Annotated in this window: 20 protein-coding genes and 1 tRNA gene; 16 read left to right on the top strand and 5 right to left on the bottom strand. The window is 44.2% G+C overall.

The window, feature by feature from the left end; genetic code table 11:
- Nucleotides 1-495 (top strand): thiamine pyrophosphate-dependent enzyme (locus tag IJJ71_RS07965; protein WP_296846301.1); only part of this gene is annotated, 495 nt, incomplete at its 5' end.
- Nucleotides 496-650: 155 nt separating this feature from the next.
- On the opposite strand, the gene IJJ71_RS07970 is transcribed toward IJJ71_RS07965, so the two are convergent.
- The 3 genes from IJJ71_RS07970 to IJJ71_RS07980 all read right to left on the bottom strand — a co-directional run bounded on the left by IJJ71_RS07970 (nucleotide 651) and on the right by IJJ71_RS07980 (nucleotide 3,596).
- A tRNA-Val gene (locus IJJ71_RS07970) sits at nucleotides 651-723 on the bottom strand.
- 73 nt (nucleotides 724-796) lie between these two features.
- On the bottom strand, nucleotides 797-1,534 hold the full coding sequence (locus tag IJJ71_RS07975) for a late competence development ComFB family protein (protein ID WP_296846302.1): 738 nt from the start codon (nucleotides 1,532-1,534) through the stop codon (nucleotides 797-799).
- A gap of 34 nt (nucleotides 1,535-1,568) precedes the next feature.
- Nucleotides 1,569-3,596: an aconitate hydratase gene (locus tag IJJ71_RS07980; RefSeq protein WP_296846303.1), complete on the bottom strand. Its 2,028-nt coding sequence runs from the start codon at nucleotides 3,594-3,596 to the stop codon at nucleotides 1,569-1,571.
- Nucleotides 3,597-3,681: 85 nt separating this feature from the next.
- Between IJJ71_RS07980 and IJJ71_RS07985 the strand changes: the two genes are divergently transcribed.
- The 11 genes from IJJ71_RS07985 to IJJ71_RS08035 are packed head-to-tail and all read left to right on the top strand — an operon-like array spanning nucleotide 3,682 to nucleotide 13,844.
- Nucleotides 3,682-4,416, top strand: a complete 735-nt coding sequence (locus tag IJJ71_RS07985; RefSeq protein ID WP_296846304.1) for a hypothetical protein — start codon at nucleotides 3,682-3,684, stop codon at nucleotides 4,414-4,416.
- Entirely contained in the window at nucleotides 4,403-5,263 is an 861-nt protein-coding gene (locus IJJ71_RS07990) for a hypothetical protein (RefSeq protein ID WP_296846305.1), read from the top strand. The genes IJJ71_RS07985 and IJJ71_RS07990 overlap by 14 nt, the downstream gene beginning before the upstream one ends.
- Before the next feature lie 50 nt (nucleotides 5,264-5,313).
- Complete coding sequence (locus tag IJJ71_RS07995; RefSeq protein ID WP_296846306.1) at nucleotides 5,314-5,796, top strand: divergent PAP2 family protein; 483 nt, start codon at nucleotides 5,314-5,316, stop codon at nucleotides 5,794-5,796.
- Nucleotides 5,797-5,811: 15 nt separating this feature from the next.
- A complete protein-coding gene (locus IJJ71_RS08000) occupies nucleotides 5,812-7,203 on the top strand; it encodes a hypothetical protein (protein ID WP_296846307.1) in 1,392 nt (463 codons plus the stop codon).
- On the top strand, nucleotides 7,187-8,518 hold the full coding sequence (locus IJJ71_RS08005) for a 4Fe-4S dicluster domain-containing protein (protein WP_296846308.1): 1,332 nt from the start codon (nucleotides 7,187-7,189) through the stop codon (nucleotides 8,516-8,518). Before IJJ71_RS08000 ends, IJJ71_RS08005 begins: the two co-directional genes overlap by 17 nt.
- Entirely contained in the window at nucleotides 8,508-9,587 is a 1,080-nt protein-coding gene (locus IJJ71_RS08010; RefSeq protein ID WP_296846309.1) for an RnfABCDGE type electron transport complex subunit D, read from the top strand. Before IJJ71_RS08005 ends, IJJ71_RS08010 begins: the two co-directional genes overlap by 11 nt.
- Nucleotides 9,580-10,071 (top strand): hypothetical protein, encoded by a 492-nt coding sequence (locus IJJ71_RS08015; RefSeq protein WP_296846310.1) that lies wholly within the window; start codon nucleotides 9,580-9,582, stop codon nucleotides 10,069-10,071. Before IJJ71_RS08010 ends, IJJ71_RS08015 begins: the two co-directional genes overlap by 8 nt.
- A 10-nt stretch (nucleotides 10,072-10,081) precedes the next feature.
- On the top strand, nucleotides 10,082-10,720 hold the full coding sequence (locus IJJ71_RS08020) for a hypothetical protein (protein ID WP_296846311.1): 639 nt from the start codon (nucleotides 10,082-10,084) through the stop codon (nucleotides 10,718-10,720).
- Nucleotides 10,717-11,283 carry a hypothetical protein gene (locus IJJ71_RS08025; protein WP_296846312.1) on the top strand — a complete coding sequence of 189 codons (567 nt, stop codon included), beginning with the start codon at nucleotides 10,717-10,719 and terminating at the stop codon, nucleotides 11,281-11,283. Before IJJ71_RS08020 ends, IJJ71_RS08025 begins: the two co-directional genes overlap by 4 nt.
- Nucleotides 11,280-11,816 carry a 4Fe-4S binding protein gene (locus IJJ71_RS08030; protein ID WP_296846313.1) on the top strand — a complete coding sequence of 179 codons (537 nt, stop codon included), beginning with the start codon at nucleotides 11,280-11,282 and terminating at the stop codon, nucleotides 11,814-11,816. Before IJJ71_RS08025 ends, IJJ71_RS08030 begins: the two co-directional genes overlap by 4 nt.
- Before the next feature lie 18 nt (nucleotides 11,817-11,834).
- The gene (locus tag IJJ71_RS08035) at nucleotides 11,835-13,844 is read left to right on the top strand and encodes an alpha-amylase/4-alpha-glucanotransferase domain-containing protein (protein WP_296846314.1); all 2,010 of its coding nucleotides are present in this window, start codon (nucleotides 11,835-11,837) and stop codon (nucleotides 13,842-13,844) included.
- Between the two features lie 160 nt (nucleotides 13,845-14,004).
- Here IJJ71_RS08035 and IJJ71_RS08040 read toward each other — a convergent pair whose 3' ends face one another.
- A complete protein-coding gene (locus tag IJJ71_RS08040) occupies nucleotides 14,005-14,538 on the bottom strand; it encodes a rod-binding protein (RefSeq protein WP_296846315.1) in 534 nt (177 codons plus the stop codon).
- 152 nt (nucleotides 14,539-14,690) lie between these two features.
- A complete protein-coding gene (gene flgG / locus IJJ71_RS08045) occupies nucleotides 14,691-15,485 on the bottom strand; it encodes a flagellar basal-body rod protein FlgG (RefSeq protein ID WP_296846316.1) in 795 nt (264 codons plus the stop codon).
- Nucleotides 15,486-15,643: 158 nt separating this feature from the next.
- Between flgG and murC the strand changes: the two genes are divergently transcribed.
- From murC to IJJ71_RS08065, 4 genes are read left to right on the top strand one after another with little or no spacing between them, the layout of a single operon-like run.
- Nucleotides 15,644-17,116: a UDP-N-acetylmuramate--L-alanine ligase gene (gene murC, locus IJJ71_RS08050; protein ID WP_296846317.1), complete on the top strand. Its 1,473-nt coding sequence runs from the start codon at nucleotides 15,644-15,646 to the stop codon at nucleotides 17,114-17,116.
- The gene (gene murG / locus IJJ71_RS08055) at nucleotides 17,113-18,252 is read left to right on the top strand and encodes an undecaprenyldiphospho-muramoylpentapeptide beta-N-acetylglucosaminyltransferase (protein ID WP_296846318.1); all 1,140 of its coding nucleotides are present in this window, start codon (nucleotides 17,113-17,115) and stop codon (nucleotides 18,250-18,252) included. The genes murC and murG overlap by 4 nt, the downstream gene beginning before the upstream one ends.
- 2 nt (nucleotides 18,253-18,254) lie before the next feature.
- On the top strand, nucleotides 18,255-18,737 hold the full coding sequence (locus tag IJJ71_RS08060) for a CvpA family protein (RefSeq protein WP_296846319.1): 483 nt from the start codon (nucleotides 18,255-18,257) through the stop codon (nucleotides 18,735-18,737).
- Complete coding sequence (locus IJJ71_RS08065) at nucleotides 18,737-19,960, top strand: DNA polymerase III (protein ID WP_296846320.1); 1,224 nt, start codon at nucleotides 18,737-18,739, stop codon at nucleotides 19,958-19,960. The genes IJJ71_RS08060 and IJJ71_RS08065 overlap by 1 nt, the downstream gene beginning before the upstream one ends.
- The last annotated feature ends 2 nt before the right edge of the window (nucleotides 19,961-19,962 follow it).

Below are 19,962 nucleotides of genomic sequence, written 5' to 3' on the forward strand. Positions count from 1 at the left end.
CAGATGTGGGCGGCTCAGTATTATGATGTTGAGCGGCCTCGTCAGTTCCTTACTTCCGGCTCTCTCGGTACGATGGGATTCGGTCTTCCAACGGCACTTGGAGCTGCTTTTGCAGAGCCAGACAAGCGAATCATCTGTATTTCAGGTGACGGCTCAATCCTCATGAACATTCAGGAACTTGCCACTATGGCAGAGAACAATCTTAATGTCACTGTAATTGTTCTTGAAAACGGAGCCTTGGGCATGGTTCGTCAGCAGCAGGAATATCTTTTCAATAAGCATTATTCGGCAAGCACTTTTGCTTCTAATCCTGATTTGCTGAAAATTGCAGAAGGATTTGGAATCAAAGCTATTGATGCCGACACTGACCCGGACTGGGAAAGCAAGGCTTTTGATGTAAAAGGCCCGGTTTTCGTCCGCACGAGAATCGCCCGCTGCGAGAATGTCCTTCCGTTTGTAAAGGGCGGAAGCTTAAATATAGATTCAATCAGATAGCAAGATAGGGTAGAAGCCACATTAGCTTTTTAGTTGATGTGGCTTTTTTCTTTTAAAGAAAAGATGTATTGATTTTGGATTCAAACAATCAGCCAGAGCTTTCAGGGACAGAGGCATAAAAAAAGACTCAGGCTAAAACCTAAGTCTTAAAAGTGTGGGCAGTGAGAGACTCGAACTCCCGACAACCTGGGTGTAAACCAGGGGCTCTACCAACTGAGCTAACTGCCCGAAGAATGATAATAGATTATCAAAAAGAACGGCTCGTGTCAATAGATGTGAACCGTTCTTTTGATAAATTCTGCTATTTTTCCGCTTTTTCTTCTTTTTTGTCCTCTTCAAAAATCTCTCTTTTGAAAAGAACTATGTCGCGGATTTTGACGGAGCAAGCCGTGTTCAGCTCGGTTTTTGTCTCCGAATCACTGATGATTGGCACTTCAAAATACTGGAATGATTTTTCGTAGCCCTCGACCTCAATCTCGACCTCAAACTCAAATTTTTTGCTTTCGCCAGTTTTTTGAGCTGAAAGTGATTTTGGCCAGAATGTGAACGCACCCCTTGTGCTCTGGAAAGTCTGAGTCGGGTTTGCCCATGTCATATCGACCATATCAACCGGTTTGCCATCGAGCTTGAGCAGGATTTTTGCGCCGGAAATAGGCTCGAATGTGCTTCCGTCAAGAATTGTTCCTGTGAATGTCGGGAAATTGAAGCTTGGATTCTCTTCTTTTTTGACTTCACATTCCTCGCGCGGAAGTGTGTGGAATGGCCGTTTTGTCGATGAAATGATTCGCAAGCCTTCCATTGCTACTGCGGAAATATCTGCGATAAGCTGATGGTCTGCGAAAATTTCGTTTGAGTGAGTTACTCCACGGCCAGAGACAACATATTTCGGCGGAATCCTGTTCAGAACATAGCTGATTGTGTCTAGGCGACAGTTTTTGCAGTCACAGGTAAGCCACGGAGAATTTGCCTTTTTAACCTGTTCGTAAAGAGCGTTTACTTCGGCCGTGACCAAATCTTCCATCATGTTGTGTACATTCATAAAGCTCCTCCTTTTACTTTTTAAGTATTTTGGCTTAGTTTCCGCCCTTTCGGGTGTAAGCCGCCAAACCACCTGCCATAATGATTTGAGCAGAACGAGCAGCAATATCGTTCACGCATTCAATCTCTGTCGTTCCGTTGATGAGAACTTTGAACGGCTTGTGGTTCTTGAGGGAATTATCAAGATCAACGAGTTCAAGTGTATCCCCTTCTTTAATTTTAACATAATCTTCAGAATTTGCAAATGTCATTGGAATAATTCCGTAATTTATTAAGTTTGCTTTATGAATTCGAGCAAAACTCTTTGTGATTACGGCTCGTACTCCGAGGTACATAGGTCCAAGGGCTGCGTGCTCACGGCTAGAACCCTGTCCATAGTTTTCGCCACCGACTACACAGCAGTCAGCGAAGTTTGCTTCTTCTGAGCGTGTGTAGAATGTTTCGTCTAGGCGGGTGAGGGTGAATTTTGAAATCTCAGGGATGTTTGAACGCAGTGGAAGAACTTTTGCTCCGGCCGGCATGATGTCGTCGGTTGATACGTTGTCGCTTGCCTTGAGACGTACTGGGAGCGAAAGATTTGATTTGTATTCACGACATGCTGGGCACGGCTTGATGTTCGGTCCGCGAAGAATTTCGACTTTGCTTGCTTCTGACTCAGGCAACGGCGGGATAACCATAGCACGGTTTGTCGCGCAGTTGAGAACCATCGGGCTAGACAAGCGCGGATCGTTTCCGTCGAGCATTGAGATTCGGACGCCTGTTTTGTATGCAGGGTCTTCGTAGCTCAATGTCTCTGCCTCTGTGAAAACTCCTGTTACTGCTGCGGCTGCGGCTGTTTCAGGTGAAACGAGATATACATTTGCGTCGGCAGTGCCTGAGCGGCCCTTGAAGTTTCGGTTGAATGTTCGCAAGGTTACGCCCTCGCTGTTTGGAGCAAATCCCTGTCCGATACAAGGACCACAAGCTGATTCGAGGATTCGGAATCCGGTTTCGATAAGGTCTTCGAGGATGCCGGCTTTAGATGCCATAAGGAGAGTAGTGCGGCTTCCTGGTGCGATACCAGCCTCAACTCCAGGGGCTATATGCTTTCCTTTTACGATTGCGGCAACAGATTCCAAGTCATCCAAAGAAGAGTTCGTACAAGAACCGATTACGACCTGAGTTACTTTTTTGCCAGCAAGATTTTTTACCGTGTCGATTACGTCAGGGTTGTGCGGGCAGGCAGCCAGTGCGTGAAGTTCGTCCAAATTGATTTCGATGAGCTTGTCATATACAGCCCCTTCGTCTGCCTTCTGCTCGCTCCAGTCACTTCCGCGGCCCATTGATTCGAGGAAGCGTTTTGTAGATGCGTCTGATGGGAAGATTGAGCAGGTTGCGCCCAGTTCTGCGCCCATGTTCGTGATTGTTGCCCTCTGTGGAACTGTGAGCTTTTCAACGCCCTCGCCGAAATATTCGTAGATTGCGCCTGTACCGCCCTTTACTGTCTCTCGGCGGAGAACTTCAAGGATGATGTCCTTTGCGCCGACGCCTTTTTTGAGCTTGCCTGTGAGCTTAACGCCGAAGATTTTTGGCATCGGAGTGTGGAATGCGCCGCCACCCATTGCGACTGCGACATCCAAACCACCAGCACCGATTGCAATCATGCCGATTCCGCCACCTGTTGGTGTGTGGCTGTCAGAACCGAGCAAGGTTTTTCCCGGCTTTCCGAAGGACTCCAGGTGAACCTGATGGCAGATACCATTGCCCGGGCGTGAGAAATAAAGGCCGTATTTTGCTGCCACTGACTGAAGATAACGGTGGTCGTCCATGTTCTTGAAGTCAGTCTGCAAAGTGTTGTGGTCGATGTATGAAACTGAAAGCTCTGTCTTGACCCGTGGAATTCCGATTGTCTCAAACTGAAGGTAGGCCATTGTACCAGTTGCATCTTGTGTCAAAGTCTGGTCAATATGGATTGCGATGTCCTCTCCGCGAGGAATTGGAGTGCCCTTTTTGAACTGAATGTTAGGGCAAGCTTCTGGAACGATGTGTTCCTGCAAGATTTTTTCGGCAAGAGTTAGAGCCATGAATGTACCTCTTTTTAATAATCAAAAAATTTATTCATATTATATACCTTTAATTTGTCTTATGCTATACTATATAGAAACGTTTATGAATAATAAAATTCTCTCTGTTTTTGGGGGATTTGTCGCCCTTTGCGTATTTTCTCTTCTTTTTTCATGCTCAAATTCCGCACAGGAGAATTCCGTTGACTCCGATACTCCTACGCTCCGTTACACTGCGGAAAGCCTTTATAAATCTACCGTCTGGACTGAGGAAGTCGAGCCTGACCGTCTTACGGCAAATGTTTCTTCGGCCAATGGAATTTCATCCAGAATCACTCTTTCTCCGCTTGTGGTGCTTGCAGGCAAAACTTCTGATTCTGAAAGGCTTTACCCGGTTCTTGGTGGCTTCGGCTCTCTGGACACAAGTCTTATTTCTCCTGCATTGAGGGAAATGCTCACATTATTTTCTGATTCAATTTCCAAAAATAAAGATGCCGATTCATTTATGGTGCAGGAATGTGTCTATTCCCTTGCCTTGTTTTATAATGATTTCAATAAAATTTTCTCGGATTGCTTTGAGCTAGATAAAAAAGCAAAAACTGATTCCGAGAAAAAATCTGATTTTGAAAAATCCGAAAAAGATGTTGAAGAGCCGCCCTTGTTTGATTCTTTCGTGTTTGGACAGCCATTCCTTGACGGTCTTTATTACGAAGTTCCTGTAAAATTCTTCTCAAAAAAGGCCACGCTTACGCTTTGTGTCTTTTGTGTAGAAAAATCCGGTAGCTGGAAGGTCGATCAGGTTCAGATTGCCGACTGGGAGATTCTTGATGGCAAAAAATGAGCTTACAGGTGTTGAGCGGCAGCTGGTTCTCGATTATCTGGTTGACGGAAATGCGCCCCTCACGATTTCCCTTGAAAAAGAAGACTCTTCCGTCTCTCTAGGCCAGGAGCCTGTTCAGCCCGTATTTCCTTTGGCTCTTAAGGCCGAGCAAATTCAGGTTTTGGAGCAGGGAATAATACTTTTGAAAAATGCGCCAGAGTCCGATTCTCTCTTTTTGGGCAGAGTTGTTCGGGTTCAGTTCTATTTCAATAAGCTTGCCCTTTATTTTATCACGAAAGTTCAGGCCGTGCCTGCAAAAAAATCAAAGCCTGAGGAGCCTGTTACTCTTGCTCTGGTGATTCCTGCCAGTATCTTTAAGGTCGAGGATAAAAAAAATCAGGAAAAGTCAGGATTTTCCGTTACTGTCTATTACGAGGCTTCATCAAAAAAAAATGAGAAGCGTCAGACTGACATAGTTTGCGATTTTGATGAGAGATTTCCGCTTTTTGTTCATTCTGATTACAAGGAGATTGCGAAACGGTATCTTTCAGAAAAAGAAATTTCCGAAGCTGAGTCCATTGAGGGCAGGATTCATTCTCCGAAGGTCGTATATATTGATTCTGCAAGAATCTTGTTCGGTGCCAGAAAAATAGACATGCCTTTTGCCGCTGATTATGAGTATGCGGTTCTTTTTAGGTTCCCGATTTCTGGACCTGTAAAGGAACGCAAGGTTTATTTTACATGTGTCGTGGACGAGGTTTTTGAGAACTATGACTGTAACCGCCTTTGTGCCTGCGCAAAGATTTCCTCAATCCGCGAGGAGGATGTGCGCTTTCTTTCTGATAAAATGTCGCATGATGGCAAGTGATTTCCTTCATTATTATAGACTAAAATATCTCAGACTGTTAAAATAAGGTTATGTTATCGAATGCAGGATTGCAACTACAAATCCTATTGGGCAGCCCTATCGTTTTGGCGTGTGTGTTCAGCTGGTTGTGCGCGCAATTCATCAAAACAGTTATTAAGCTTTTTTCCGGGAATGTCCACAGTATAAAAGAACTTTTCGAGTTGCTTTTCTGGCGTACAGGCAGTATGCCGTCCAGCCATTCCGCTATCACAGCATGTCTCTGTACCACAATCGGTTATCGCTGCGGCGTTGATTCCGATGTATTTGTCCTTGCCTATGTGTTTTTCCTTGTCACGATTCGTGATGCGGTGGGTGTTCGCCGGGCCAACGGTATGCAGGCACGCCGCTTGAATGAGATTGGTGCGGTCCTCAAAGAAAAGGGGCTTTACGATGATTTCAAAAAACTAAAGGAAGTCAACGGACATTCACCGATGGAGGCATTCGTCGGAAGCCTGCTTGGTTTCTTCATAGGAATTGCCTTCTGTGTCCTGTAACCTGGTTATTTAAAAATGAGATTTAATTCAAAGTATATTTTTCCTTTCATAATCAGTTTTCTCGATTTTTTCTTGCTGTGCCATTTCCGCTCGCTTCCTGTGAGCCAGTTCTGGAAAGATTACAGAATCCTTTATGTTTACAGTGAGGAGCTTTCTGAGAACGATATTCTTGCGGTCCTCGAAAAAAACGGCTGTGATTCGGTTATATCAAGCTCGAACCAGAAAATTCCCGTTCTGTCGCAACTGTCGCCAGTTCAGGTGCAGGATGCTGATTCATACATTTACAGACGTTCTGAGTTCTTCATGGACAAAAATCACAGGGCTATGGTTTTCTATGTTCCTGATACCAAGTCTGCGATGCTTGACCGTGCTGTTCGGGAGCTTTCGGCTTTTCAGGGAACGAATGCTGGTACTGACGGAAAGGCTTCTTTTCCGTGGATTGCCCCTATAATCAGCGCGCTTGTTTTTGTCCTTTTCCTTTTCTTCTCAAAAAACAGGGTGCTTTACTTGCTCGGATGCTCCTTCTTTATTCTGCTTTCTTTTACCCGTCCGCTTTTTACGGTGTGTGCGGCGGCAATGCTTTTTTATTTCGCCTTTTTCCTTTTCCATTCTCTTTGGTCAAGAATGTACTTTCTCAAAAAAACGCTGAACAGCCCTTATGTGCTTCTTTTCGCGCTTTCTCCTGTTCTCGTGCTTCTTTTTTCTTCGCCGCTTCATTCTGTTTTCTATGTGATTGCGCTTTCGGGTTCGGTAAGCCTTGTATGGATGTATTTTTTGGTTCAGCAGCATCGTGAAAATCAATATTCCTTCAAGCCGCTTTTTATCCGCAGCGCAAGAATGATGCCGGTCATGGGGCATCTCGGAATCCGTTTGCTTGGGCTGCTTCTTGCATCTCTTTTTGCGACATTGCTTTGTTTCAAAGTCTCTGGAAATGTCGGCTCTATTTCTTCTTCTGCTGCAATGCCGTCTCTTCCGGCTCCTGTTGCAAGGGGCGGGGAGCTTGTTCAGTTGTCCGATTTCATAAACTGGAGCTGGAATACCGTCACTTTCCCGTACCGAAAAATCGGAGAAGAGCAGCATCCGCTTCCAGAAGAAGGCGAGGTCGTTTCAATTAAGGATTATCAGGAGTCAGATGGTGTCATAAAGGAAGTCGAAACCCAGGCCTTTGTGTTCAATTCTGATTTCCGTGATTCAGTTTATAAGCTGGTTGAGAAACTTGACTATCCTGCCGTAGAAAAGCTTATGCTTAGGCAAGGGAAAAACGCAAGTTTCGCCTATACCAAAAAAGCTTCTGTCTCTGCTGCGGAGCGATTTGCCTTGATTCTGCTTGTGGTTTTTATCACGGTAACGGCTTCGCTTGGAATCAATTATATTGTGGGAAGAAAACGCTATGGTCTCAGCATCTAATTTTATTTCTGTTGATAAAGATATTATCGTTTCCTCGATAAACGCATTCCTTCCGAAAGTTGCGGTCATACCTCTTTGCGAGGATGATGATTCTGTTTCTGAGGTCGTTGTCTCCGAGGGAATGCGTGTAAGAGAAGGTGACATAATCGCAAAATCAAAAGGACTTTACATTCATTCTTCTGTTCCAGGAATCATTAGAAAAATCGAGCAGAGGCAGTACAGCAACGGAAAGCAGGGCTTGTGCGCGGTCATTGAACTGAACGGCTCTTTCTCTTATCTTGGAAAACCATCCGCAAAGCAGGACTGGAAGAATTACGATGCTTCCACGATTCACTTTCTTTTAAAAGAAGCCGGTGTCGTAAATACTTTTGACAGGGAACTTCCTGTGTTCACGCAGATAAAAAAAGTCCGTGATGCCGGGAGCAGTATCGTAGTTCTGAGGCTCTTCGATTCCGATCCAAGCTATGTGACTGAATCTTTCGTCTCGAAGCATTTCCTTCCTGTTGTCCTTGAGGGAGCTGCTATTCTTGCCAAGACTTTCGGCGCAAAAAATCTCATGATTGCCTATTCCGCATCAGAAAAAAATATCCTTAAGCCGGAAATTGATTCAATAATAAAGGAAAGGGGAGCATCGTTCTTCGGAGACGGGCTTGAGGTTTTCACAGTTGCGACAGACACTAAAAAATACCCGGCCGGAACCATGCATGACATTACGGCTGCCATAAAAAAAACTTACAAAGGCGAATTCTTTTCAAAAGTCGGCAAAAAAGATTTGTTCATTGACAGTGCAACGGCTATGTCCGTATACAATGCAATCGTGCTCGGCCGGCCTGTGGTGAGTGATTTTGTCCATGTTACAGGTGACTGCCTCAATACTGCCGCCATGCTCAATGTCCGAATCGGAACTACATTGCGTGATATCGTTGAGCAGTGTGGCGGATTCAAGCGCAAGCTTTCAAAAATCGTCATAAATGGAATCGTTTCGGGAAGGGCGGTCTCAAGCCTGGACATTCCTATTAACCGCGGAGTTAAATCCGTTGAATTCATTCCTTTGCACAGCGTAAAAATCCAGAATTCCGAAAATTGCGTGCGCTGCGGAAATTGCCGCAAAATCTGTCCTGTCAACCTCTGGCCAGGCAATCTTTATCGAATTTTCCATATTCAGGATATTGAAACTGCCTGCAAGAGCGACAAAGACGCATATAAATCCGTGATTCTTTGCACCGAATGTGGACTTTGCAATTCAGTATGTCCTTCAAGGCTTCCTTTGAGCCAGACAATCTCTTTATTAAAGGGGTCTCATAATGAAAAATAAAGAAATCTTGTATAAATCAGTTTTTTTGAGCCCGTTCAAATATCTCAGGCCTTCTGTCCGCACCGAGTCATACATCATGCTGACTTTGCTTCTCATGCAGGTTCTCATGCTTTTCATTACAAAGTCTGTGGATTCCCTGCGGATTGTTTTGGCGAGTCTCTTTGCGTCTTATGCGGCTGATCTCCTTAATTCTGAAAAGAACTACAAAAGCAGTTTCGTGATGATTTCAAGCACAATCAGGGCTTTGATGATTGCATTGCTTATTCCTGCCGGCTTTCCTCCGGCAACCGTTTTTTTCGTAAGTTTCGTCGTCCTTTTTTTGAACAAGCATACCTTAGGCGGCTTTGCGAATTCCTGGATAAATCCGGCTGCGCTTACCGTTACGGTCTGCTGGATTATCGGCATGAAATTCTTCCCGGAAACTTCTCTTTCTGAAGTCGCGTTGCAGTCAAAGAATATCGCGCTTTCGCTGATTCAGGACGGAACTTTCCCGCAGAATTCCTTCGATGTCACCGTTACGAATTTCCTTAACAGAAAGCTTTTCAGTTTGTTCGGATTTTCAATCCCGGAAGGCTATTTCTCGCTTCTTTGGGATTCTCATTCAAGCATTCCTGCATTCCGCTTCAATCTTCTGACTCTCATTTCCTCAATCGTTCTTTTGGCTGCCGATGTACTAAATCCTATAATTCCGGCTGTATTTATTTTTACTTACGGCATTCTCGTAAAGCTTGCGGCACCTTTCTTCTATAATGGATTGATGTTTCAGGGCGATGTAATCCTTGCTCTTTTTTCAAGCGGCACTCTTTTCTCAACATTCTTCCTGCTGCAGTGGCATGGAACAACGCCTTTCTCAAATCGCGGAAAATGGTTTTACGGTTTGTTTGCCGGTGTCCTTGCTTTCTTTATCATGGGAATCGGACTTTCGCCGGTCGGTTTTGCTTTTGTCATTCTGATTGTCAATGTATTCTCCCTTTTCATTCAGGGCGTTGAGAATCATTTCCTCAAGGAATATATGGGAACGGTTCTTATGAATCAGGTAAAGGCTGTTAAGGAGGGAGTTGATGCGTAAGTTCGTGAATCTTGACACAAAATCTAAAAAGATAATAAAAAATTTCCTTGTCTTTTTCGGCATGGTCTTCGGCATGATTGTCGTCCTCATAATTTTTTCACTTTCCGCAAGAAATTCCTGGCGCGCGGGGCTTGCTGTTGAGATTCAGAATGTCCTTGATTCTTATCCTTACGGACAGTATACGGTCGGAACGAATCTTCCTGTCAATTCAACATTGTCTACGAGTTCCGCTGTCTACGAGCTGATAAAAAAAGATGACCGCAAGAATGAAAAATATTACGGTGTCATAGTGCGTATTCCTTCGATGCTTGGTCCTTTGCCGGCCGTTTTCATTTACAGTGAGAACAACGGAGTGTTTTTTGCGGGCTATGCTGTCGATAACGGAAAGGCTTCCGCAACTGTCGGAAAGCGAATCTCAAGCGGTATTTTAAAGTATTGGGAAAATATGGTTCCAAAAATTGTTGCGAATACGGGTGCTGAGTGAGGAAATATAAATGACTGAGAAGAAAAAAATATATCTTTATATTGCAGCAAATCTTGCTTTTTTGATTCCTGTTCCGGGAAGGTTCGCCTATGCGATTATCATGGCAGTTCTTTTTAATCTTCAGATGGCGGCCATTACCATGATTTTCCATGCGATTCACCGCACTAATCTGGCAAGCTTGCAGAATACAGTGCTTTCTCTTACGATTATCTCGCTCGGAATTTTGTTCAAGCAGATTCTTATAATTTTTTGTCCTGTTGCGGCACTTACCCTCGGATTCTGCATTTATCTGCCGACATTGGCTTTCGTTATAATTGCATTCTTCTTCCTTGACTATGAGCATGGACTTAAAGGTCATCTTATAGATAACGCAAAAAAGACTTTAGCATTGAGTGCTTTTATGCTCTTGATTTTTCTCATCCGTGATATGTTAGGATATGGAACCATCACTTTTCCCGGCTGGAAAAGGCTTATTGTTGTTCATTTGTTTGAGAACTCTGACATCGGTGGCGCAAGTGTTTTCCTTGCGACAATTCCAGGCTGTCTTGTTTTGGTTTCAGCCCTTATCAGTTTTTATATTTTTGTCTCAAAAAAACTTCGTATTCTGGAAAATGCTCCTGATATTGATTCTGCGGAGGAAGGAAAATGATTTCCATTGTAATTTATTATCTTCTGCTTGCTTCTGCCGTTCTCTTTTATGGAATTGGGGTTCATAAATCTATTTCTCATTCAGATTCTTTATCTTCATCTGTTCTTACTTGTCTTAAATCTCTTTTTTCTGCAAGCTCCACAACTGCAGTTAGCTATATTCTTGTAAACTGGCTTCTTGTTCCGGTTCAGTTGACAGAGATTTTCCCTTTTATCGCGACTCTGGTATTCATTTTGTTTACGACACTCACTGAAATCTTTATTGGAATCGGTGTCCGCAAGTCTCCGGTTGATTTTTCAATTCCTCTTCTGGCCGTTTTCCTTGGATTGAATGAGGGAATGACCCTTGGTTATGCCGTGGCTATTTCGTGCCTGTGTATAATTTCTTTCTATTCCATGCTGATTGTATTCCTTTGTGTCCGCCAGCGGGTTAGCTTTTACACTGCCGAGGGTGGCCTTAGCTCTTACTGCGTTCTTTTGATTTGTATTGCCGTAATAATGATTGCGATTTATGGCGTTAATGTCTCATGGTTTAACATTTACCTTGATGGGGGCGCAAAATGATTGGCTCTTTCCTGTTCCTTTTTCTGATGCTTTTGATTATCACTCTGCTGATTTTTTATTTATTCTGTTTCTTTTTGCCGGCTCTGAAAATAAAATATGACGGAATCAGCGATTCTCTTTCAAGTGAGCTTCAGTTTTATACTGATACGGATTCCGTTGAACTGAATTCAGATTTTTCAAGAATTGCCTTTGTGCAAAAACTCCAGGTTTCATCTGATGATAAAAGGCTGTTCTATAAAGGTGAAAAAAACTGCCGCCTTTTCCATGAAATTTACAGCTCAGAATACAAAAATCCGAAGGTTTGCATCGGCTTTGGTGACTGCGTGAAGATTTGTCCTCAGAAAGCAATAAAAATCCATGACGGATGTGCTGTCGTCACCGAAATGTGCAACGGATGCGGCAAGTGCATTGATTTTTGTCCAGAAAATATCATTTCTTTGGTTCCACGCGCAAAAAAAATTGAGGAATCTGCTTCAAAAGGCTTTAAATTTTGGAAAGCTTGTTATAGACTGTGGAATCGGGTGCGAGGATAATATTTTTTTATTAACCTTATGAAAGTTTTAAATGTTTGCTTTTATGTTACGGGATCCTCATCACTCTTGTCTCAAAATGAAGAATTTGAGAATAAATATCAGGAAATTTACAAGTGGTTCGTTTCGTTTCTTGCCGAAAAGCCGAAAAGCCACCTTTCCTTTGCTTTTTCAGGCCCGCTTCTTTCCTGGATTGACCGTGAGCATCCAGAATTCACACAGGTTCTCTCAAAACTTACAAGCCGCAAGCAGACAGAAATTTTAGGCGGCGGATATTATAATCCTGTTTTCCCGTTGCTTTTTCCTCAGGACAGAACGGGGCAGATTGATTTGATGACGAGCGAGCTTCGTCGTTGCATTGGAAAGCGGCCTCGCGGAATGGCTGTGTTCAATTCAATCTGGGACAATAATCTTGTTTCGTGCATCCAGTCGTGCGGCATGGAGTATGTGCTTCTTGACAGCTCTCTGATTCCAAAAGAAAAGCAGTTCTATCTTCCGCTTATGGTCAATGAGCAGGGGCGTAGTCTCAGTGTCATTTCCGTAAACCGTGAGTTCATACCGAACATACTGATTGCACCTCGGGAATACCTTCGTAATCTTTTTGATACAATCAATTACCTTACAAAGGACGATGCCTATAGTTCCTTTACTGATGAACGGGTGGTTGCAATTAAAATCGACGAGAATCAGTTTAAAAAACTATGTGAAACAAAATGGCTCGAAAAACTTTTTGCCGTCGTTGAGGAATACTTTTCCGACACAATCAAAGTCACGATTCCGATTGAGTACCTTCACCGGGAGCAGACGCGAATTCCTTCTTACATTCCTGCTGGAATCCAGTCAGATGTTGCAAAATGGGCGAAAAAGGCTTATGAGGAAATCAGTGTCTCAAATTCTTCGCAGCCGACAATTTTTGACTTCCTTCTTACATACAGGCAGAACCGGGCGCTTTACAACCGAATGCTTTATATCTCGCTTTTGATAAACCAGTGCAAGGGGGATAAAGCTCGTAAAAAGATTGCGCGTGAAAAGCTCTGGATTGCCCAGAACGGCGAAGGCTATGTTTGTGACCCTGACGGCGTTTTTGCTAATAATGCAATGAGGCAGCACGCTTACCGAAATCTTACTGAAGCTGAAAAACTTGTCCGTGAGGCAGTGAAGGGTGGCTTCAAGGAATCTGTCGCAAATTACGATTACAATGGTGACGGATTCGGAGAATACATTTGTGCGATGAAGCAGTATAATGCCTGCGTTTCGCTAAAGGGCGCGCAGATTACGGAGCTGGATATAATTCACAACACCGGAAATTATGCTGACTCACCCAGAAGAATCAAGCAGTTCGACAAAGTTGAGGACAAATATCATCGCGGATTGTTCGTTGACCATCTTTTTTCTGTCGATGAATTCGCCGAATACAAAAAAGGTATGCCGACTGGCAACGGAATTTTCTCACAGACAGTTTTCAAGGAACTGGATTTTGATGCCCATCGCCACGAAATCAAGCTTTCTGGTTCCGGGATGTTCTCTCCGATTCAGGCCGGGGTTGTGCTCATCAAAAAGTATATTGCCAATTCAAGCGGATTCGCGATTCAGTACATTCTGAAAAATGACAGTCCTTTTGATTTGAAAGCCGTGTTCGTCACCGAATCAAATTATGCGCAGACTGATTTTTCTTCGGTCAAGGCCAATTCTTACAAAGTTGAGGTCATTATGAACGAGGAGAAGAGCGAGATTGATGCAAAAGAAAGCCCTCGCTCATGCAAAAAAATTTCTTACATGCAGATTACCGACACATCGAATGACATTTCTTTCGTTTACGAGCCGAATGAGATTTGTGATTTAGTATGTATGCCGATTATTTTCCGCCGCCCGTCTTCCGCAAGCGATTCTCCAACAATCTCCGGAAACGCCTTCGTAGCATCCCTGTGCTGGAATGTAGAGCTAGAAGCCGGCAAAGAAATCGAAAAGACGATAAATTATTCTATTATTGTACCCAAAAAGAAAAGTAAGAAGAATAAGTTGACCACTTAGCCAGAAAATGCAAAAACAAGCGTAGGTGAGGTTCGGACAAAAAGTCGTTTGAACTTGTTCACTGCGACTTTTGTGGCCGGTTCTCACCGAGAGCTTGTTTTTATTTTTGCAGGTTGAGCCGCAAGTTTTTGCTTAGAAAAACTTGTCAAGACATGGATGTCTAAGCTTCTATACCCTGACTTAATTGCAAGTACATCTGGTCTGCCAAACCGAATCCCGCATTTTTCGTCATCATTGTTGCGTATTCGTCGTAGAGCATATCCTCGTACATGTTTTTTGCGTAGTTTGACTGTGAATCTGCCTTCATTACGGTCTTTCTCATTGAAGAAAGCATCATTTTAACGATGTATGATTCCATTTCAAGGGATTTTCCGTAGAGTTTTGAAGTGCGGTCGATTGTTGAAGGCTTTACATGTGGATTTGCCTGATTTGCAGCCGCTCCCTGCGGAAGTGCAGTTTTGTCGCTTTCTGCCATAAAGCTTCCAGAAAATCCCGAAGTCCAGTCGCCGTTAATGCGGCCGTCATAAGAGACTTGTGAAGAAGAAAGATTTTTACCGACAACGCCAGATTCAGTCTTAGCGAGAGATTTTGCCTCATTCACGAGAGCCTCAAATTTCCCCTTTTCAGAAGAAATTTTTGCGCTAAGAGAAGCACCTTCGCCTTTAGTAATTGCTGAAATACCACCGATTGTCATAAATATTCTTCTCCTGTAAGAAAACTTTGGGGGCGTTACGGGGGCAAGGCCCACGTAGAAGGGGTAGCGGAAAACGCGTAGCGGTTGGAGCGAGGGGAAGGCTTTCCCCTTCAAAAACTCCTAACTCCTAACTGCTACTTGCTAACTTTTAACTATCGTTTCAAGTTGACTGCCGTCGAGAGCATTGAGTCTGTGGTCTGGATGGCCTTTGAGTTGAACTCGTAAGCTCGCTGAGCGACAATCATCTGAACCATTTCGTTTACTACAGAAACGTTCGACATCTCGACAAACTTGTGCTTTGTAACACCGAAGCCCTCAAAGCCAGGCCGTCCTGCAATTGCCTCGCCAGAAGCATTTGTTACTTTGTAGAGGTTGTCACCGACTGCCTCAAGGCCTGCGTTGTTAGGGAAGCGGTAAAGCTCAAGCTGAGCGACATCAACCGGATCGTCCTGTCCGAAAATCTTTACCGAAACGCGGCCTGTGTCGTCGATTGTGAGCGTGTGGATGTCAAATCCTTCCGGCATGATAACTTCCGGCTGAACGCGAAGACCGTTTGAATTTACGAGCTGTCCGTTCATGTCGATTTTGAATGAGCCGTCTCGTGTGTAGGCATAGCTTCCGTCATACTGCATAACGCGGAAGAATCCGTCACCGACGACTGCGACATCCGTATCAACGCCTGTGTTCTGGAGTGAGCCCTGTGTGAAAATGCGCTGTGTTGCCGCAACTTTTGTACCTGCACCCTGCTGGATTCCTACTGGGGTTACAGTATCTTCAGTTGCTGGTGTTCCTGCCAGTTTCACATTCTGATAGATAAGATCTTCGAACTCAACACGCTGCTGTTTGAATCCTGTTGTGTTGACATTCGAGAGGTTGTTTGAAATCGTGTCAAGATTCTGCTGCTGACCGTTCATGCCTGTCGCTGCTGTCCAAAGACTTCTTACCATATTTTACTCCATTTCTCAGCGTTGTACGCTTTTTGTCTGATACTTAATTATCGGAATCTGGAAAAAAAAATTTAACGGTGAAGTTATGAAAAAAATCGGCTTTGAAAAGCACTGTTTTTTCATTTCACAATTTTTTTCATTTCTGCTATACTTGCCTTATGTCTCTCGAATTTTCTTTGCCCAAAGATTTTAAGGGCGTTCATTTTCATTTTGTTGGAATCAAGGGAACGGGAATGGTTGCCCTTGTCGAAATTCTTCATGCGCGCGGGGCTGTAATCACAGGAAGTGATGTCTCGGAGCGTTTTTACACTGATGAAGTCCTTGAAAAACTTGGAATCAAGGCTCTTCCTTTCTCTGAAAAAAATATTACTGAAAGCGTTCAGTTCGTGATTTATTCAAGCGCATACTCTGTCGAAAAAAATCCTGATTTAATCGAAGCAAAAAAACGCGGTCTTCCGATGATGCTTTATTCTGAGGCTCTTGGCGCAATAAGTGCAACATCTTATTCCTGTGGTGTCTGTGGTGTTCATGGAAAAACAACAACCACAGGACTCTGTGGCACTGTTTTAAAGAAACTTCCACTTTCTTCTCAGGTTCTCGCTGGGTCTATCATCAAAAGTTTCGGGGAATCCTGCACAATGACAAAGGGATATGATTATTTTGTTGCCGAAACATGCGAGTACCAGCGTCATTTCATGGCCTTTGAGCCAAAGAAAATAATCCTTACAAGCGTTGAGAGTGACCATCAGGATTATTATCCGACTTATGAGGACATCCGCGCGGCTTTCGTCGATTATATCTGTAAGCTGCCACAGGGCGGGCAGGTGATTTATTGTGCCGATGACAAAGGCGCGTGCGAGGCCGTGGAACTTGCAAAATCCCGAAGAACTGACATTCAGGCAATTCCTTATGGTGGGGCGGCTTCTGGTGATTACAAGCTTACTTTCGGGCGGGTTGAGAATGGCGTTCATTATTTTAAGATTGCTTCTTTGGGCGAGTGTGCGATTTGCGTTCCAGGAGACCACAATGTTCGTAACGCGGCGGCCGCAATTGCCCTGACAAGCGAGCTTTTAAAGACTGATGGAAAAAATCCGCATGATTACATAGAAGATATTAAGCGCGGTCTCAAAGAATTTGCCGGCGGAAAGAGACGAAGTGAAATTGTCGGGCGGGCAAAAACAGCTTTGGGGCAGGATGTTATTTTCATCGATGATTATGGCCATCATCCGACTGCAATCAAAACGACTCTTGCCGGTTTTCGTGAATTTTATAAAGGACACAAGATTATCGTGGATTTCATGAGCCACACTTATACCCGGACGGCGGCTTTGCTCGAAGAATTTGCTTCAAGTTTTGATTCTGCGGACAAAGTTATCATCAACAAGATTTATGGTAGCGCGCGTGAAGATGCAAGTGCTGCAAGCGTCACTGGCGAAATTTTGGCAGAGCGCGCAAAAAAATATCACAAGGATGTCTCATACTCAAAAGAATTTGATGAGGCTGCGGAGCTTGGACTGAAATTCCTTTCCGAGCCGAGCGGTGAAGCTTTCCCTGACGGATATGTCTTCGTAACGATGGGGGCAGGCGACAACTGGAAGGTTGGTAAAAAGATTTTGGAGAAACTTTCATGAAAAAAATAAGAAATACAATCGTTTTTGCAGGCGGCGGAACTGGCGGCCACATTTACCCAGGTCTTGCCGTTGCCGATGAGGTTCGAGCAATCGCATCAAAAAATAATCAGGAAATTAAAATCGTCTGGCTCGGGAATTCAGGCGGAATGGACAAAAATCTTGTCGAAAACTCTGGCTCTGTGGATGAATTCATCGGAATTCCAAGCGGAAAGTTGCGCCGATATTTTTCTTTTAAGAATTTCAGCGATTTGTTCAAGATTTTCGCCGGTCTCGTCAAGTCATTTTTCACTTTGCTCAAACTGAAGCCGGCCGTTTTGTTCTCGAAGGGTGGCTTTGTAAGCGTTCCGCCTTGTGTCGCAGCAAAATTCTTGCGGATTCCGGTCTTTACTCATGAGTGCGACTTTACGCCTGGCCTTGCAACTCGCCTCAACTCAAAATTCGCAACAAAAATATTGGTGTCTTATGATGAGACAAAAGCTTATCTTCCTTCTGACAAACGCGAAAAAGCCGTTGTCACCGGAAATCCTGTGCGGCCTGTTTTCTACAATACAAATCCGGAAGAGGGCAAAAACTTCCTTTTCAGCGAGCGGAGCGACTACAATCCCGAAAAGCCAATCCTTCTTGTTTTGGGCGGAAGTTTGGGCGCGCATCAGATTAACGAGCTTGTCGTTCAGAACCTCGACTGGCTTTGCGAGCGTTTCAATGTCGTTCATCAGTGCGGTGCAAAAGATGCCGATTCAATGCCGAAAAATCACGACGGCTACTTTTTGCATCCGTTCATTTACAAGGAGATGTGCGATGTCATTTCTTGCGCGGACATTGTTTTGAGCCGTGCGGGCGCGAATTCAATCTGGGAATGTTCCGTGCTTGGAAAGCCTATGGTTCTTATTCCTTTGTGCGGAAGCGGAACTCGTGGCGATCAGGTTGATAACGCTCATTTCTTTGAGGAAAAAGGTGCTGCGATCGTTCTTTTGGGTGAGTATGCCGAGGAATCTTATCTGAAGTCTGCTCTTGAGAGAATGTTGGATCCTGAATTCCGGGAAAATGCGGCAGTGCAGTCAAAATCCCTTTCAGAAGGAAAAAGACCTGCCCAGAAAATTGCCGAAATCGTCTACGAAAAGGCTTTTGGAGAATAAAAATGACATTCACTTTCATCGATATTGTTTTTTTGATTATAATCGCCGCTTTTGCCTTTACCGCGATGATTCACGGACTTATCAAGGAACTTTTTGGAAAACTCGCCGTTATTGTCGGTGTGGTCGCGGGATTTTATTTCTGCGGCTTGCTTGCACCTCATATCTCAAAAATCATTAAGATTCCGGCCGTAGATGTCGTTCTTGCGTTCATACTGATTTTCATCACGGCTTTCCTTGCCGTAAAAATCGTTCAGATTATTGTGGGCGCGATTTTCTCAGGCGAAATCATGAAGAGCCTTGACCGCGTGCTTGGTCTTGCTTTTGGTGCTGTTGAGGGGGCTTTGATTGTCTCTTGTATCCTCATCGTGATGAAAGCCCAGATTTGGTTTGATTTTGACTCCATCCTTTCAGGCAGTACCTTCGCAAAGATTCTGCTTCCTTATTTACAGACTCCAATCTCATATATCCGGGGGATGCTTGCCTAATGTTCGACAACCTTTTGTATCAGAACGCTTCTTCTCTTTTAAAAGATGACATTTTGAATAACCGGCTTCCCGGTGCGATTCTTTTGAGTGGCCCTGTTGCGAGCGGAAAACTCACCTGTGCGCTTGAGATTGCCCGGATCCTTTCTTGCTCTGGCGAAAATGAGTACAATCAGCGCGGTCACTGGCTTTGTAACTGTCCGTCTTGCAAAAAAAACAAGGAGCTTTCTAATACAAATGTGCTTCTGGCAGGTCCTCGTGACTGTTCACTTGAAATTCTTGCTGCAAAAAAAGCTTTCCTGCAGGCGGCATTCGACAATTCAAGCTATCTTGTGGCCGTGCGTTACCTTTTTATCCGCTCGGTGCGTAAACTGACCATGCGTTTTTCACAGGTTCTTTGGGAAGGTGACGACAAGCTTTCAAAACTAAGTCCTGTTGTCGGTGCAATTGACGAGGAAATGGAAAAACTCAATCCCGAAAAGCCTCTTCCTGACAGTGACAAACTTGAAAAAATCTGCGACTCAATCGTAAAAAACTGCGAGAAACTTGAGTCCGGCTTTATGTACGATTCTCTTCCAATAAATCAGATTCGCCGGGCTTCGCTTTGGGCGCACATGAAGTCTGTCTCCGGCAAAAAGATTTTTATCATCGAAAATGCCGACCGAATGCTTGAGAGCGTCCGAAATGCACTTTTGAAAATCCTTGAGGAACCGCCAGAGGACATGGTTTTTATCCTCACAACATCCAACCGCGGAGCCGTGATGCCGACTATTCTTTCCCGCGTACGAACTTACAGTTTTACGGAGCGAAATGCCGTTCAGCAGAAGGAAGTCGTCCAGCGTGTTTTCCATGCGCGAGGTGGCGAAGAAAATCTTTTGATTAACGATTATCTGGAGCTTTATTTGCCGGTTAAGCCTGCCGAAATCAAAAAAGCCGCTTCTTCTTATTTCAATCATCTTATGAGCGGTCAGATTCCACTTTCGGACTCAGTGATTAAGGAATGTGCCGGTTTTGAGCCACGATTCCTTTTAAAAATCTTCCTCGTTGGAATCATGGAAGAAGCCAAAGGAAGCGAGCTTACTCCGCAAAGAGCCGAAATCTGCGCAAAAATTACCGAATTCTGCCGCGAGTGCTACAATTCTGTCACCGTATTCAATATTTCTCCTGCCGCCGTGATTGAAAAACTGTCGCGGGACTTGGCAGGGCTGAGAAGAGGGCTTGCGTAATT

The organism is Treponema sp., assembly GCF_017430385.1.
In the GTDB taxonomy this organism is placed as follows: Bacteria; Spirochaetota; Spirochaetia; order Treponematales; family Treponemataceae; genus Treponema_D.